The sequence below is a fragment of the Terriglobales bacterium genome (assembly GCA_035567895.1).
GTDB lineage: Bacteria > Acidobacteriota > Terriglobia > Terriglobales > Acidobacteriaceae > Gp1-AA112.
Genome location: DATMPC010000006.1, coordinates 21,129 through 35,342 on the forward strand (window position 1 = coordinate 21,129; position 14,214 = coordinate 35,342).

Below are 14,214 nucleotides of genomic sequence, written 5' to 3' on the forward strand. Positions count from 1 at the left end.
GGGCGCCCTCGCCCGGCTTGCCGAGAACATAGAGTGACACATACAAAAGCCAATCTCGAACGCATCGCGCTGACAAAGGAAGAGCGCACGAAACAAGCCGCAGACCTGCTCGACCTGGCTGCCCGCCTCCGTTCCGTTTCGGAACGAGCGCGCAAGCTGCTCGCATCTATCGCCGAGATGGCTCACCACGGCCGTGGGCAGGAGCGACAGGCGGATGTTGCTTATCTACCCGAGCTCTACGAATCCACCGGGCTGGATGTCGAGTCGATGTACACGCTATTGCAGGAGTTGCAAGCGGAGCGACTGATCGCAGTCGAGGATCCGTATCCCTTTGAGGATATAAAGATTCTGCCTTGCGCCTCCGGCTGGAATGCTCTGGCCGCAATCTACCAATTTTCCGAGGTGGAGAAGGTTCCGCTGCGCGACATCATCGTTGACCTGCGCTTCGAACTGCTGCCATGAAGAGATCGTCCCACAACGGAACAGGCTCTGCATTTGACCATACGTCCGCTCGAAAGACGGACGAACGGCCGCGCCCGAGCGACTCCGAATATCTCCGATTGCTGGGCGAGACAGTTCGCGCGATCCGTACTCGGCGTGGCATGACGCGCAAGATGCTTGCGAGCCAGTCTGGCGTTTCGGAACGGTTTCTTGCCCAACTTGAGAGTGGGACTGGGAACGCTTCAGTGTTGATTTTGCGTCAGATTTCGCAGGCACTAGGCCTCTCTCTGGAAGCCATGCTGCCTGGTGCACAAGATGCTTCTGCCGAGATGAAGAGTGCAGTGGAGCTTCTGCAGCGGCTCGAGCCGGTTGAATTAACGGAAGCGCGAGGGTTCTTACTCCAACGATTTGGCCCCAAGTACACCGAGAGCGATCGCCATCAGCGAGTCGCGCTCATTGGACTGCGCGGCGCAGGCAAATCGACTGTCGGCAAGCTTCTTGCCAGAAAGTTAGAATTACAGTTCTTCGAACTCGACCGCCTGATCGAGCAAACAAGTGGCATCTCTCTCAGCATGATCTTCGACCTCTATGGGCAGAGCGGATTTCGCCGGTTTGAGCGCCGCTGTCTTGACGATCTGTTGAACACACAACCGCGATTTGTTGTCGCCACTGGTGGCAGTCTGGTTTCGGAGCCCGACACTTACGAGCGGCTGTTGGCGAATTGCTACACCATCTGGCTTCAGGCTACTCCGAGCGAGCATATGTCGCGCGTGATCGCGCAAGGAGACATGCGCCCGATGGCACAGAATCCCGAGGCGATGGAAGATCTCGAGCGCATTCTGCAAGAACGCGAGGAGCTGTATCGAAGAGCCGATGCCTCGATCGATACCAGCGGGAAAACGGTAGAGGAGGTCGTCGGGGAAGGCTTGCAGAGTCTCGAGCGCATGGCAGGCAGTATCAGCGGGTAACAAATCAGATCGGCATCTATGTCGCTATCGGCTCGGCCACTATTGTTCTTGCCTTCGGCGCCATCCGCCTCACCGCCAGACTCAATACGACGATTAACACCGAAAAGAGCGGCACTACGCAGAGGGCAAGCCCCAAGCGGGAGGGATCGGAGCCAGCGATGCTTCCAATAATCCAGGAAGAGATGGCGGCTCCGCACCAACCAGCCGTAATCACGAGACCGATGCACGTGCCTGTCATGAGCGGGAATGAGTCACTGGTAATCCCAAGAGCGCTGGGAAAGACTGGTCCCATCGCGACGCCGGAAAGAAAAACCGCAACAAATGCCAAAGTGGAACTGGCAATGTGTACCACGGCAAACGTTGCGGCAGCCATTCCGATGCCGGCAAGGATGCATACTGCAGCAGCCGAAAGCCGGCGCAACAGCGGCAACGCGAGCAAACGCCCGGCGATCATGCCGCAAGCAAAGCCGAATCCCAGGATGTTGAGTGCAGTTCGGGCATCGTTGCCGCGACTCATCAGGTACTTCGGCAGCCAGTTCCAAAATGCAATCTCGCAACCAACATAGAGGAAAGACACTGAGCAAAGAAGCAAGAGGAGGTTCTTTGGTTCGATCTTCGCTAGCTGAGATATGTGGAAGCTTTCCTTTGCGCGGATTGGGGTGCGCGCGCTCAACGTCATCAGAAGAGCGCCTGCCGTGAGCGCTGCGACGAGATAGGCGAGCCGAATTGGATTACCGGAAAGAAGATTTGCTGCGATGAACGGTGTTGCCAGTCCGCCGAGTCCGAAGAAAGTGTTAGCGAGATTGACTGCAGACGCGCGTTGTCTCTCATCTACCTGTCCAGCGAGATGGTTGGCAGCAACGATCACTGTGCCGCTTCCAACCCCGAGAATAAGAATGGCAACGATTAATGTGCTCCCCCCGACAGCCGCCAACAGCCCTATGAGAGAAACCAGCATTAACGCTAGGCCGCCAACCAGCGTGACCTTTACGCCCTTGCTATCCATAAGAGGTCCCGCGACCAGAGTCGCAAGAGCCACACCGACAGCTTGGACAGCAGCTATGTAGCCATTCTGCTCCGGCGAAAGATGAAAGCGAGCCGAGAGGCTCGGTAGAAGTGTTCCGAGTAACGAAGCGACCGTTCCGTAAACAAAAATCACCGTCGCAGAGAGGACGATCGCTGGCTTGCCGGAATTAGTAGACATCTGCTGTTCTCGTCAGCGGGAGGAATGCTCGTGAAGATTTCAATGTTTGATCGAGACTCGAACCCGCGAAGCTCCGATGTATTTGTCGGCGGCGCCGTAGTAGATCCACCACTGGTTGTTATTGTCGTGCACCATGCCCTCAGTGAAGACCACATTGGGAACCTGGCCAACGCGTTGCCACGCCGTTTCGGGGCGCAGGAATGGTTCGCCAGCCCGCGCCAGCAGTTTGCTTGGGTCGTTCTTATCGAAGAGCGCCCAAGCTGTGGTGTAAACGAGATTGTCGTCGGCTCCGTTATAGATGAGGAGAATTCCGGCACTTGTGATGATCGGGGGCGGCCCGGGTTCCATTACTCTCGAATCGAAAGCTCCCGCACGCCTGGAAAGCACAGGGCGAGTTGTGGCATCGGCCCAGTGAAGCAGATCGTCAGACGACGCCAATCCCATATAGTCGCGCTTGTCAGGCGCAGTTCCAAGGTAGTACATCCACCATTTGCCATTGATCTTCTGTGGAACGATGGCTCCCGATTTGGTCCAGCCAGTATTCCAGTTTCCCTTGTACGCGGGAAGCAAGATGCCCTTGCGCTCCCAATGAATCAGGTCTTTGGAAGTTGCCAGGCAGAGCTGGGCGTCTTTCTTGTTGTAGCCGGTGTAGGTCATGTAATACGTGTCGGCGATCTTCAGTATGCGCGGGTCCTCAACTCCTCCTTCTCTCTCATAGTCGGTTGCGGGCGTCAGAACCGGTTCCTCTCGAATTGTGAAGTGAAGGCCGTCAGCGCTTGAGGCATATCCAATGCGCGATGTTCCCGCGGCGTCCTGTTCGCGGTAGAGAAGGATCGTCTTGCCATCAACACGCACTGCAGCAGGATTGAATACTCCGGCTGAAGCAGGCCCGGATGGAGTTGGAGAGATCAGCGGAGTCGGGCTGCTCCACTCGACGGTAATCTGAACCGGAGCTTCCGTGGCGTATGCATAAGCGAGTGCCAGACCGCCGGCCAAAAACGATGTCGAGAGCAAAACAGTTCTTAGCATGGAATCGCCGAGGCCGTTTGCTTGCTTACTCCCCTTTTAACCTACGCTGATGATCCACTCAACTACTCTGGCTTTGAGCCTTGTGCTGACTGCAGTTCCTCAGCTTTCTTCAGTTCTCGTTCCGCATCCGCAGTGCGACCCAAACCACGATACGCTTCCCCCATCAGATGATGAGACATGTAATTCGAAGGATCCATTCGCAATGCTTTTTGTAAATAGTTCGAGGCAGACGCGAAGTCTTTCTTTTTAATCAGAACCTTGCCCATGAGGATGTATGGACCGGTAGCAGTTGCGTCGAGAAGGATCGCGCGTTGTAGAGCGCGCTGCGCATCATCATATCGGCTGAGACGAGAGTAGGAATCGCCAAGACGATCGTATGTGCCCGCGTAAGCTGGATTGAGCTTTTGCTCTGCCTCGAATTCATCAATGGCTTTCTGAACGTTGGACTTGTAAAGGTAAAACTCGCCGAGCAGGTAATGAACGAGCGGCAACTTTGGATCCATCGCAGCCGCCCGCTGCGCGTTTTGCTCCGCCACCGGATCATATCCCTGCCGCAGCAGCATGCGCGCGAGAAATAGATGCGCTTGTGCCGAGTCGGGAGGAACCCCATACATCTGGGCAAAGGACCGGCGAGCCTCGTCATAGTTCTGCGTATGGACATAGCAGAGCCCGAGGACATAGACGGCATCGACGTTCACCGAGCCCATCCAGGACTGCACCTGCTTCAAATAGGGAATTGCCTCTGCTGGGCGTCCCATCTGAACGAGGCTCAAGCCCCGCAGTTGCACGGCCTCACGATTTTGAGGGTCTTGATCCATGGCTTTACCGAGTGCCGACTGGGCTTGAGCAAAGTCGCCCTTGCGGTAATACGCCAGCCCAAGCTGATACTGAAGACCGCGGGTTTCGGGATGTTGCTGCTGAAGGGCGTTCAGGTTCTGAATAGCGTCATCGAGCTTGCCTTCATCGATCAGACGCTTGGCATCTGACAGAGAATCCGAATCGGGCGCACGCGGTTCGGGGGAACCATTCTGATTTGCGGGCGACGCAGTCTGCGCCCGCACGCCGGAGCTTCCAGCACAGAACGCTACAGTCGCGAACGCCAAAAGTAGGAAACGTTTACGCATCATCCATTTTGTAGCGAGGAATTCCCGCACGCCGCTGATCTACTTTGCGGCTCAGCGGCTCAGCGAACAGTCAGGCGGGTTTGCTGACAATCGGTCTAATAGTGACCTGCCCATGGCAAAGTCTGGATCGAACTCCAGCACGCGCTTCACGTAGACCTTGGCTTCATCGTAGCGGTTCGCGGCGCAGTATCCAAGAGCGATCTCGAGTCCAACACTGCTGCGCCATGGGGCTTCTTTAAAGACCGTCTGCCATAGCGACCGCACGCCGTAGATGTCCTGCTTTAGCCTCGATTACGCCCAGTTTAGTCGCGGCTTCCGTTTAGCTTGTGGCCATCGTAGCGGTCAAAATCAAGCCGGGGTTTGCCACCTCCCTCCTCCGGTCGATAGTCGACTATCGAGCGATTGTGAGAAAAATGACCTTGAATGGGTCCCTCGGATGCGGGTCCGCTGGCATGAGCCATAGCGGTCTTCGCGTATGCAGATGCAATCCCGAAGTGACACTTCGAGCATAGTGCATCTTGGTTCGCATAGTCCGAAGACAGCGACCGAGTAGCGGCCGCGCGCGCATGAGGAGAGGCTGAAGCGAGGCCAACCCAGATCAGCAAGACAAGGCCGAGCCTGGCTGCAAATCGACGGCGTGAGATGTTTGCCGAACAATACAACCGGCAACATCCTACAAACAAAAACCGGAGAGCAATGCCGCTCTCCGGTTAAGAAGTATTAAGAAACGTCGCTTAGAACTGGAGTCTCAAACCCAACTGAATGTTGCGCATTTGGGCAATATTACCGGCGAGACCGGTAATCGTGCCTGAGCCAGCGCAATCAATACAAGAGTTAGGATTCCCCAGTTGCGGATGGTTGAACAGGTTGAAGATCTCGGCGCGGAACTGTGCGTTGGCTCGTTCCGTAATGTTAAAGTTCTTGGCGATTGAGAAATCAACGTTCGCATACCGCGGTCCGTAGAGAGAGTTCCGGCTACCAAACGTATCCTGGGCAGGACGCGTGAATCCACCGCCAGACGCCCCATTTGTAGTGAACGCTGCCACTGGAGTGAAGAATTGTCTGAAGGGGGCTCCAGTCGCGGGAGTTCGCAATCCGGTGACGTTGGTGCTCACGCTTCCGGTCTTTGCTGCCCAGCACGGACCAGCATCGATATCGGAACCGCACTCGTTGTAACTCACGCTGAATGGCAGGCCGCTGCTCCAGGTCAGATTTCCACTCGCCTGAAGACCGCCAATCACATAATCAGCCCACTTTGGGATGTTGGACGCATATGCCTTGCCGTGTCCAAACGGTAGGTCATACACACTGGACAAAACAAACACGTGCTTGCGGTTGAAGTCGACCAACCCGTGATGCGGCTGGATGGCGAAGTAGTCCTGATCGAAATTCAGAGCCTTCGCCCAGGTGTAATGCGCCAGCATCTGCAAGCCATTCGTAAAGCGCTTCTCGATTTTCGTCTGCAGAGCGTTGTAATTACTGCTGGCAGCATTGGCAAAATAGGTGATGTCCTGCGTCCAACCGAAGGGCGCAAAGAAAGCCCTGCGATTGTTCTTGGCCACGTTGCAGTTCGTCGTTGCTGCGCCTACGCAATTCGCAAGCTGTGGGTGGAAGCCGATAACGTTAGGCTCATTTGGATTGATGTCCGGATTGTTGCCCGCGAACACGTGGGTTCCCTTGTTACCGACATAGCCGATCTCTGCGCTCACCGAATTAGAAAGTTGGCGCTGAATCGTCAGGTTGTAGGCATCAAGCGTGGGAATGCGGACACGGAAAGGGCGAGCACGACCGTTGATCCCGTCTGGCAAACGGAGCAAGCCGTTCGTCGGAACAACGATCGGAGTGGGCGCAGGCGGGCCCTGAGCCAGCGTGAACACGCCTGTGGTGGAGCTTGGAGCATTGAGTTGTTGACTCGCCAGCACTGGCAAGTTTTGGGTAACCGTGTGGCCGAAGATTGAGCCGAACACTCCAATGTCGAAGCTACGGCCGTAACCCATGCGTACGACCGTCTTGTCGTCGAATTGGTACGCTAGTCCCAAACGGGGAGCAAGATTCTTGAAGCTATTCTCAACACCCATATTGAGATCTACGCCACCGATGCCGGCAACATGGACGTTGCCGTCACTCAAATTCAGCAAGCCTCCGTTACCTTTGTCATTGACAGTTTCTGGAAAATAAATCTCCCATCGCAACCCGTAATTCAGCGTCAGCTTGGGACTAATTCGCCAGGTATCCTGCCCGTAAAAGAACCACCGCTTCTGGCGCTCGGCAGCGCTTGTCGTGCTACTTACATAGCGCGCAATGCTTGTCGTCTCGCCCAGCAACATCGTCGCAAGTGCTGATCCGCCGGGCTGAGCAGTGTTAGCCGGATTGGACGTGAAGCCCTTGTCGAAGGAAAGCTCGCCCGTCCGATGACGATCGCTCGGCACGCGCAAATTTAGCGCATATCGAATGTCGCCACCGAACTTGAAGGAATGGAGGCCGAAGGTTTTTGTCCAGTTGTTTACAAACTGAATCTGGTTCTCACTTTCAAGCAAGGGGCAATTGCAGCGGCCAACATCGAGACCTTCGCCGAACTCGCTGATGCCCGCAGCCTTCTGAATGTCGCTCGCGCCATTGCCGGCAAAGCTAAGCTGAGAGAATCCTTGAGTGAAGGTATCTCCAAGGTTGATGCCCGGGACACCCGCATCCTTCATCGGAGTGAGGGAGGCATCATTCGGACTTACATTCACGTGGTATCGGAAATAAGCGAAGCGGAAGTCCGTGATGAGACTCGGACCAAGGACATAATCAAAGCCTGAAGCCAAGCTCTGGTTGCGAGTCTTTGATTGACCGGCAAATCCTCCAGGCCCAAATCCATTGCCGCCAGCGACGCCGAATGCGCCCTTGCCGTTCAAACTAAAGTTCTGGAAGCTGTATCTACCAAATATGTGCAGGTTTTGAGTTGTGTTGTAATCGGCGCGCGCGTCGAACGCGTCACGATTGAAGACTCCGAACCCGCTCGCAACATAGTTGTTGAGCGTTCCGCTCGTGGTCGGGGCGGGTAGTTGCTTGAGCAACGCCACCGCCTGAGCAGAGATTTGACTCGCGGGAATGATGTTGCCCGCAAAAGGCGTAGTTGTTCCCGGTTGATAGATCTGGTTTTGACCACCGTTTAGGTACTCGCTCAGGTTGCAGGCCGCTCCGCTTAAACAAGTGCTTCGCACAAGATTCGTCGGCACGGTCTCAAAGAACGAGTTACCGGTCTTCTCGCGGGTGCCTTGATAGTCGCCGAAAAAGAACAGCTTGTCCTTGAGAATCGGGCCGCCGACCGATCCGCCGAACTGGTTCCACAGTGCTGCTGGAATGAGACGATGAGTGATTGGATCTGGCTGGAATTGTGTGAACGGGTCTCGAGCCTGGAAAGCATCAGTGCGTCGGTACCAAAAGCCGGAGCCATGAAGATTGTTGCTGCCTGACTTAGTCTGCGCCGTGACGATGCCTGCTATCGCTTTTCCAAACTCGGCGTCATAGTTCTGGCTGGTAATTTTGGTTTCGCTCACCGAATCCAGATTGGGATTCACGACAATAATTCCAAGAATCGGATCCTGATTATCCGTTCCATCGAGTTCGTACGCCGTTCCCGCGAACTGCTGACCGTTGACAAAAATCTGCTGGCTGCCTTGCGGGTTCTCCGAGCTGGCATGCGACCAGCCCATCTTCGTAGTACCGGGGCTTAGCAGGAGGAAGTTGGTGAAATTTCGATTGAAAGTGGGAAGTTGCTCAAGCGATCTCTCGTTGAAGATCGTGGCCACATCCGCTCGGTCGGTCTTGAGCTGTGGCGCTTCCGCGGTTACCTGAACGGTTTCAGTCTGTGCGCCGGTCTTCAGGGTGGTGTCGAATTTCGCCCCGGTATCGGCAGACACCTGCAGGTTGTCGGAGACTGCAGTTTGGAAGCCCTGCGACTCTACCTTCACCTGATATATGTCGGGAATCAGGTGGGTGACGCTGTAATTTCCTGCAGCGTCAGTTGTTACTGTCTCCGATGTTCCTTTTCGGACGTCGGTCACTGTGACCTTTGCATTCGGGATGACAGCTCCCGAAGGATCGCTTACCGTTCCAAAAATGGAGCCATATACCGCCTGTCCGAAGCTCTGTCCTGGTAACAACAGCATGAAACTGCAAAGGAGAATAAGGAGGGAGGCAAATCTCGCACGGATCATTTTTTTTGACCTCAACTTGCCCGGGAGGACCTCGTTGGTCGGGACCTCTCGAATCGAAAGAGTCCTGGATGTGGACTCTAAATGTAAGATCTTCGCCCCCGCTCGATTGCAGACGCAGAGACGTTACGCACTTCCAGCGCAGGCTTTTTTTGAACAGAGTAGCCCGTAGGGGCGGACGTTAGTTTAGGTTTATTAACGAAGTCAAGACCCTGGCAGTTTCGCCAGTGATTGATACAGTTACGTACTTATGTTTCTTGCTCTTGCGGTGTTTTCCTACCCCTGTTAGGCTTTGTTACTCACTTGATAAACCATCTTGTAACAGTGCGTTCTTGAGCGATAGAGAGCAGTATTTAGCCCAAATCGAGAAGATTGCAAGCAGCAGTTTGCTGCATGGTTCAGAGTCCCTCTGCAAGCTGCTGCGCTACCTAGCCCGAAACGCGGTCGATCATCCTGGTGGTCATCCCAAGGAATATCAGATCGCGACTGAGGTCTTTGGGCGTTCGTCCGACTTCGATCCCCAAATGGATTCGACCGTCCGCGTTCAGGTTGGGCGCCTTCGCCAGAAGCTTCACGAGTACTACGCGTCCGAAGGCGTCGGCGATTCTATCCTGATCGAGCTGCCGAAGGGCTCCTACGCACTCGGATTACATCGCCGGGACCCTGCTCCGATTCCCACGCCCGTTGCGAAAGAAACAGAACCAACGGTTGCTCCTAGTCCGTCGGTCCTTGGTCAACGAAGTTGGGCGATAGCAGTTACGGTCCTCTCTCTGCTCTTGGCATTGGCCGTAGCTGTCATCGTCGGCCAGCGCATAACAGGCAACAAGGCCGCCGAGGCCGCGGAAAACTACTCGCCACCGGCTTTGCGTATCTTTTGGAAGACCTTCCTCGTGGGTAGCGAAGAGCCCTGGGTCGTTTTCAGCAATGCATCGTTTGTAGGGCGACCCGAAACTGGAATGCGATATCTGGACCCTGTCCGGGACACGCAGCCTAAAATTCTCGATCACTATACGGGTGTGGGCGAAGTTCTGGCCGTGCACGAGCTTGATCGGGTATTCGCCACCCTTCACCGTCAGCTTCGCGTGAAGCGCGGCAGCCTGCTCTCTCTGGATGACGTAAAGAACAACGACGTGATCTTCGTTGGTTCTCCTGCAGAGAACCTCACCCTGCGCGACATTCCGGGCACCAGGGAATTTGTCTTTCGGCGACTCACAAATGGACCGCGCAAGGGCGACTTAGCAATCGTCAGCGTTCACTCACAGGCTGGAGAACCCGGTGAATTTCTCGGAACACCCAACAATTTGCAGCTTATCGATGACTACGCCGTCATCGCACTCGCAAGAGGATTGAATCCCTCCCGTTCGATCCTCATCCTGGCAGGCACAACCACACTGGGAACTCAAGCTGCGGTGGAATACGTTTGCCGCCAGAGCTCCGTGGAGCAATTGCTGCTGCGCTTGTCAGTCGCACCCACCGGCGAAGTAGAACCGTTCGAGGCTGTACTGCACGTAAAAGTAACCCGCGGCGTGCCGATAGAAAGTGAGATTGTGGCGCTACGCAAGAGTGTTTCTCAGCATTAGATCCGCGTCTCAGCTATTTCCGCAAAGATCCGCCCTCCTGCAGCTTCTTGAACACCTCACGTTCCTTCTCCGCCCGCTCTTTTTCCCCCTTGCGATCAAGCGCAACTGCTAACTGCTGATGAGCGGGAGCATAGGAAGAATCTGCTTTGATGGCGGATTCAAACTGAGTGATCGCACCATCCAGATCGCCTGCATTCATGAGCTTGGTTCCGGAGTTGGTCGCGAAAGTCGCAGTTTGCAGAGTCATTTTCTCCTGCGTCAGTTGGGCGCCGAGCTTGCGCTCCGCAGCGGCACCTTGCGCGTCGCCTTGCTGATTCAGCACCGCCGCCAGCGTGGTGTGCGCGCCGGCAAAATCAGGTTGAAGTTCGATCGCTTTCCTCAGCGCACTGGCCGCCCTGGGCAGATCACCTGCCTGCTTGTACACGGTTCCCAACGTGTAGTACGCCTCGGCATAATCGGGCTTCAGGCGGATGACTTCGTTGAGTTCCTTAGCCGCTTCATCGAACTTGCCGCTCTGCCAAAGCGTGACGCCGATCGTGTAGTGAGGATCGGGAAGGTTGGGATTTAGCGCAATCGTCTTGCGCAGCTCTTCGAGAGCTGACGGAATATCGTCCTTCAGCTTGTACGCAAGTCCTAGATTGTAGTGAAGCTCGGCATTGGCCGGAGCAATCTTCAATCCCTCTTGATACTGTCGAATGGCCTCTTCAAAGTCTGCCTTCCCTAAGTATGCCGCTCCCAAATTGTTTCTGAAACTGCTGTCGCTCGGAGCAAGAGCGATCGCCTGCTGAAATTCTTGAATTGCGTTATCGACTTGTGCGGTTTGCAGCAGGGCCAAGCCCAGATTGTTGTGTGCCTCAGCTTCACTGGGCTGAAGGGTAATGGCTGCACGGAACGAACTAATCGCCAGTGACGTGTCTCCTGCTCTTTGCGCGAGCAATCCAAGGCGCGTCTGCACCATTGCCACATTCGGAACAAGCTTGGACGCGGTTGCATATTCGCTGAGCGCGCCTCTTGAGTCATGTTCCGCCTCCAGGATCGTCGCCAAATAAAAATGAGCCAGTCCATCTCCAGGATTGATTTGCACGGCTTGCGAAATAAATGGCTTCGCTTCTTGCGCTTTTCCGGAATCAAGAAAAGTGACTCCCAGGTGCAGAAGCGCCGGCTGATATCGCGAGTCCAAATCCAGCGCGGCTCGAAACTCTTTTTCCGCCTCGGGATACTTCTTCTCCTGCGCCAGCAACGAACCAAGCGCATCGTGGAGCTCAGGGCGGTTCGGGGCAAGTTCCAGCGCCCTCTGCATCTCAGCGAGCGCCTCAGGCGATTCACCGTTTGCACTGAGGACCCGCGCTAGTGCTTCATGCGCCTCAGACTGTTGCGGAGCAAGCTGGACTCCAGTCCTCAACTCAGCAATGGCAGCATCTTTTTCGCCATGCAACGAGAGCGCTTGGCCCAGGTACACGTGACCGATTGCAAGCTCTGGTTTCAGGCGCGTAACGGATCTCAGATGAGGAATGGCAGCGTCTATCTCTCCTTGCTGTAGGAGGATTTGCCCGAGTGCGTTTTGTGCGTCCGTGTCGCGTGGGTTCACCTTCACTGCGCTCTCAAATTCAAAGCGAGCGGTCTTGAAATCGCCCGACCGCCAGGCGGTTAAGCCCTTCTGATAGTGGTTCTCTCGAGTAGGCGCGTGAGTCTGGCTTTGCGCAAAAGAAATTGAAGCTAACCCAAAGGCGATAGTCAGAAGGAGTCGGGAACCGCAGAATGCGTTAGGAACCGGCACGGAGTTGGAGAAGGAGCGATACCTGCTACTTTATCAGGCACACCGAACAATCGTGAGACTTCACGACCTGCCGCCCTGTGCATCGGGTTGAAACTGGCTCAGGACAAATCGCAGCTAAAATGGCTCGAATGCTTCCTAGCGGTCGAACCATCGGCTCACTTCTGCTCCTTGTATCGTTCTCTCCCGTCCAGGCACAAGCGCCCAAGCCGCAGAAGCCTGTCGCCGACTTTCAAGATGTCGCCGAGAAAGCTGGTCTGAAATTCGAGATCGTCTCCGGCGACAAAGAAAGCAAGAAATACATTATCGAGACCACCGGTACGGGCGTCGCGATTATTGACTACGACAACGACGGCTGGCCCGACATCTTCATCGTCAACGGAACCACTCTCGACGCGAAGCCTGACGGCCCGTCGCCTACCAGCCATTTATTTCACAACAACCACGATGGAACCTTCACCGACGTGACGGAGAGGGCCGGCCTTCGGTCGAGTGGCTGGGGACAGGGTGTCTGCGCGGGCGACTACGACAATGACGGCTTCGACGACCTGTACGTGACCTACTACGGCAAGAACCGCCTTTATCACAACATGGGAAATGGCACGTTCAAGGAAGTAGCCGACGCTGCGGGTGTTTCAGGAACGGGCAAAGAGTGGGGCACAGGGTGCGCGTTCGTTGACTACGATCGCGATGGGCTTCTCGACATCGTTGTCGCCAACTATGTCGATTTCGATCTCGCCAATACTCCGGCTCCGGGCCAGGGCACGTCATGCATGTGGAAAGGCGTTCCCGTGATGTGCGGCCCCCGCGGCTTGAAGAGTGCGCCGAATGTGCTGTACCACAACCTTGGCAACGGCAAATTTGAGGATGTAAGCAAGAAAGCCGGCATCGATAAGACCTCTGGCCATTACGCGTTCAGCGTTTCGACCATCGACTTCGATGACGACGGCTGGCCCGACATCTACGTCGCCTGCGACAGCACGCCCAGCATTCTCTACCGCAATAATCACGACGGAACATTTACCGATGTCGCCGTCGTTGCAGGCGCAGCCTTCAACGAAGACGGACGCGAACAGGCCGGCATGGGATCCACGGTCGGTGACTTTGATGGCGATGGCAAGCTCGACATCTTCAAAACCAATTTCTCCGACGACAGCTCCACGCTGTACCGCAATAACGGCGACGGCACCTTTACGGATGCGACCTACTCATCCGGCCTCGGATTGCACACGCAGTACCTGGGCTGGGGGACAATGTTTCTTGACTTCGACAACGATGGCTGGCCGGATCTCCTGCTGGTAAACGGCCATGTGTACCCCGAAGTCGATAAATACAAGCTCGGTTCGGATTACCAGGAACCACGCATCCTTTATCACAACACCGGCAAGGGGACCTTCGAAGACGTGTCGAGCGCAGCCGGACCAGCGATCCTGCGCAAAGCGTCCGGTCGTGGGCTGGCCATCGGAGATCTGTGGAATAACGGCAAGATCTCCGCAGTGATTACTAATATGGGACAGGCTCCCAGCTTGCTGATGAACCAAATGAGCTATCCCAATCACTGGATTGCCATAAAGGCCGTGGGGACAAAGTCCAACCGCGACGGCATCGGCGCGCGCATAACGGTGAAAACGGGTGGGAGGATTTTCGCAGATGAGGTACGCAGCGGTTCGAGCTATAACTCCTCAAACGACATGCGCGTGCACTTCGGTTTAGGCACAGCAGCGAGAATCGATTCGCTAGAAGTGCGATGGCCCGGCGGCCTGGTTGAGAGCTTTGATGCAAAAGTAGACACGATCAACACGGTAAGGGAGGGAAGTGGCAAACTAACTGCAAAGACCGCCGGGACACGTAAGCCACCTGGATAAACCCCATCTGATCTGTCCCGAGAGGTTCAG

10 protein-coding genes are annotated in these 14,214 nt (G+C 55.5%); 4 read left to right on the top strand and 6 right to left on the bottom strand.

Going from position 1 to position 14,214, the window contains the following annotated elements:
- The first annotated feature begins 33 nt into the window (after positions 1–33).
- Together VNX88_01195 and VNX88_01200 are read left to right on the top strand one after the other, a co-directional pair.
- Positions 34–462 (top strand): hypothetical protein, encoded by a 429-nt coding sequence (locus VNX88_01195; GenBank protein HWY67243.1) that lies wholly within the window; start codon positions 34–36, stop codon positions 460–462.
- Positions 459–1,409, top strand: coding sequence for a helix-turn-helix transcriptional regulator (locus tag VNX88_01200; GenBank protein ID HWY67244.1), 951 nt, complete (start codon positions 459–461; stop codon positions 1,407–1,409). The genes VNX88_01195 and VNX88_01200 overlap by 4 nt, the downstream gene beginning before the upstream one ends.
- A gap of 16 nt (positions 1,410–1,425) precedes the next feature.
- Here the strand turns inward: VNX88_01200 and VNX88_01205 are convergent, their stop codons facing one another.
- The 5 genes from VNX88_01205 to VNX88_01225 form a co-directional block, all read right to left on the bottom strand.
- On the bottom strand, positions 1,426–2,613 hold the full coding sequence (locus tag VNX88_01205) for an MFS transporter (protein ID HWY67245.1): 1,188 nt from the start codon (positions 2,611–2,613) through the stop codon (positions 1,426–1,428).
- A gap of 39 nt (positions 2,614–2,652) precedes the next feature.
- Positions 2,653–3,642 (bottom strand): glycoside hydrolase family 130 protein, encoded by a 990-nt coding sequence (locus tag VNX88_01210; protein ID HWY67246.1) that lies wholly within the window; start codon positions 3,640–3,642, stop codon positions 2,653–2,655.
- Between the two features lie 62 nt (positions 3,643–3,704).
- A complete protein-coding gene (locus tag VNX88_01215) occupies positions 3,705–4,769 on the bottom strand; it encodes a tetratricopeptide repeat protein (GenBank protein HWY67247.1) in 1,065 nt (354 codons plus the stop codon).
- A gap of 48 nt (positions 4,770–4,817) precedes the next feature.
- On the bottom strand, positions 4,818–5,030 hold the full coding sequence (locus VNX88_01220; GenBank protein HWY67248.1) for a hypothetical protein: 213 nt from the start codon (positions 5,028–5,030) through the stop codon (positions 4,818–4,820).
- A 470-nt stretch (positions 5,031–5,500) separates the two neighbouring features.
- Positions 5,501–8,920 carry a TonB-dependent receptor gene (locus VNX88_01225; protein HWY67249.1) on the bottom strand — a complete coding sequence of 1,140 codons (3,420 nt, stop codon included), beginning with the start codon at positions 8,918–8,920 and terminating at the stop codon, positions 5,501–5,503.
- A 377-nt stretch (positions 8,921–9,297) separates the two neighbouring features.
- Here VNX88_01225 and VNX88_01230 point away from each other — a divergent pair, with 377 nt between their 5' ends.
- Complete coding sequence (locus tag VNX88_01230; protein HWY67250.1) at positions 9,298–10,545, top strand: helix-turn-helix domain-containing protein; 1,248 nt, start codon at positions 9,298–9,300, stop codon at positions 10,543–10,545.
- Positions 10,546–10,558: 13 nt separating this feature from the next.
- Here the strand turns inward: VNX88_01230 and VNX88_01235 are convergent, their stop codons facing one another.
- On the bottom strand, positions 10,559–12,322 hold the full coding sequence (locus VNX88_01235; GenBank protein ID HWY67251.1) for a tetratricopeptide repeat protein: 1,764 nt from the start codon (positions 12,320–12,322) through the stop codon (positions 10,559–10,561).
- A 119-nt stretch (positions 12,323–12,441) separates the two neighbouring features.
- Between VNX88_01235 and VNX88_01240 the strand changes: the two genes are divergently transcribed.
- Positions 12,442–14,184 (top strand): CRTAC1 family protein, encoded by a 1,743-nt coding sequence (locus VNX88_01240; GenBank protein ID HWY67252.1) that lies wholly within the window; start codon positions 12,442–12,444, stop codon positions 14,182–14,184.
- Positions 14,185–14,214: the final 30 nt, after the last annotated feature.

What these genes read in the sequence shown, in the direction of transcription:
- VNX88_01200 (HWY67244.1), top strand. Translation starts at nt 459, where the DNA reads ATGAAGAGATCGTCCCACAACGGAACAGGCTCTGCATTTGACCATACG.
- VNX88_01205 (HWY67245.1), bottom strand. Translation starts at nt 2,613, where the DNA reads ATGTCTACTAATTCCGGCAAGCCAGCGATCGTCCTCTCTGCGACGGTG.
- VNX88_01210 (HWY67246.1), bottom strand. Translation starts at nt 3,642, where the DNA reads ATGCTAAGAACTGTTTTGCTCTCGACATCGTTTTTGGCCGGCGGTCTG.
- VNX88_01215 (HWY67247.1), bottom strand. Translation starts at nt 4,769, where the DNA reads ATGATGCGTAAACGTTTCCTACTTTTGGCGTTCGCGACTGTAGCGTTC.
- VNX88_01225 (HWY67249.1), bottom strand. Translation starts at nt 8,920, where the DNA reads ATGCTGTTGTTACCAGGACAGAGCTTCGGACAGGCGGTATATGGCTCC.
- VNX88_01240 (HWY67252.1), top strand. Translation starts at nt 12,442, where the DNA reads ATGGCTCGAATGCTTCCTAGCGGTCGAACCATCGGCTCACTTCTGCTC.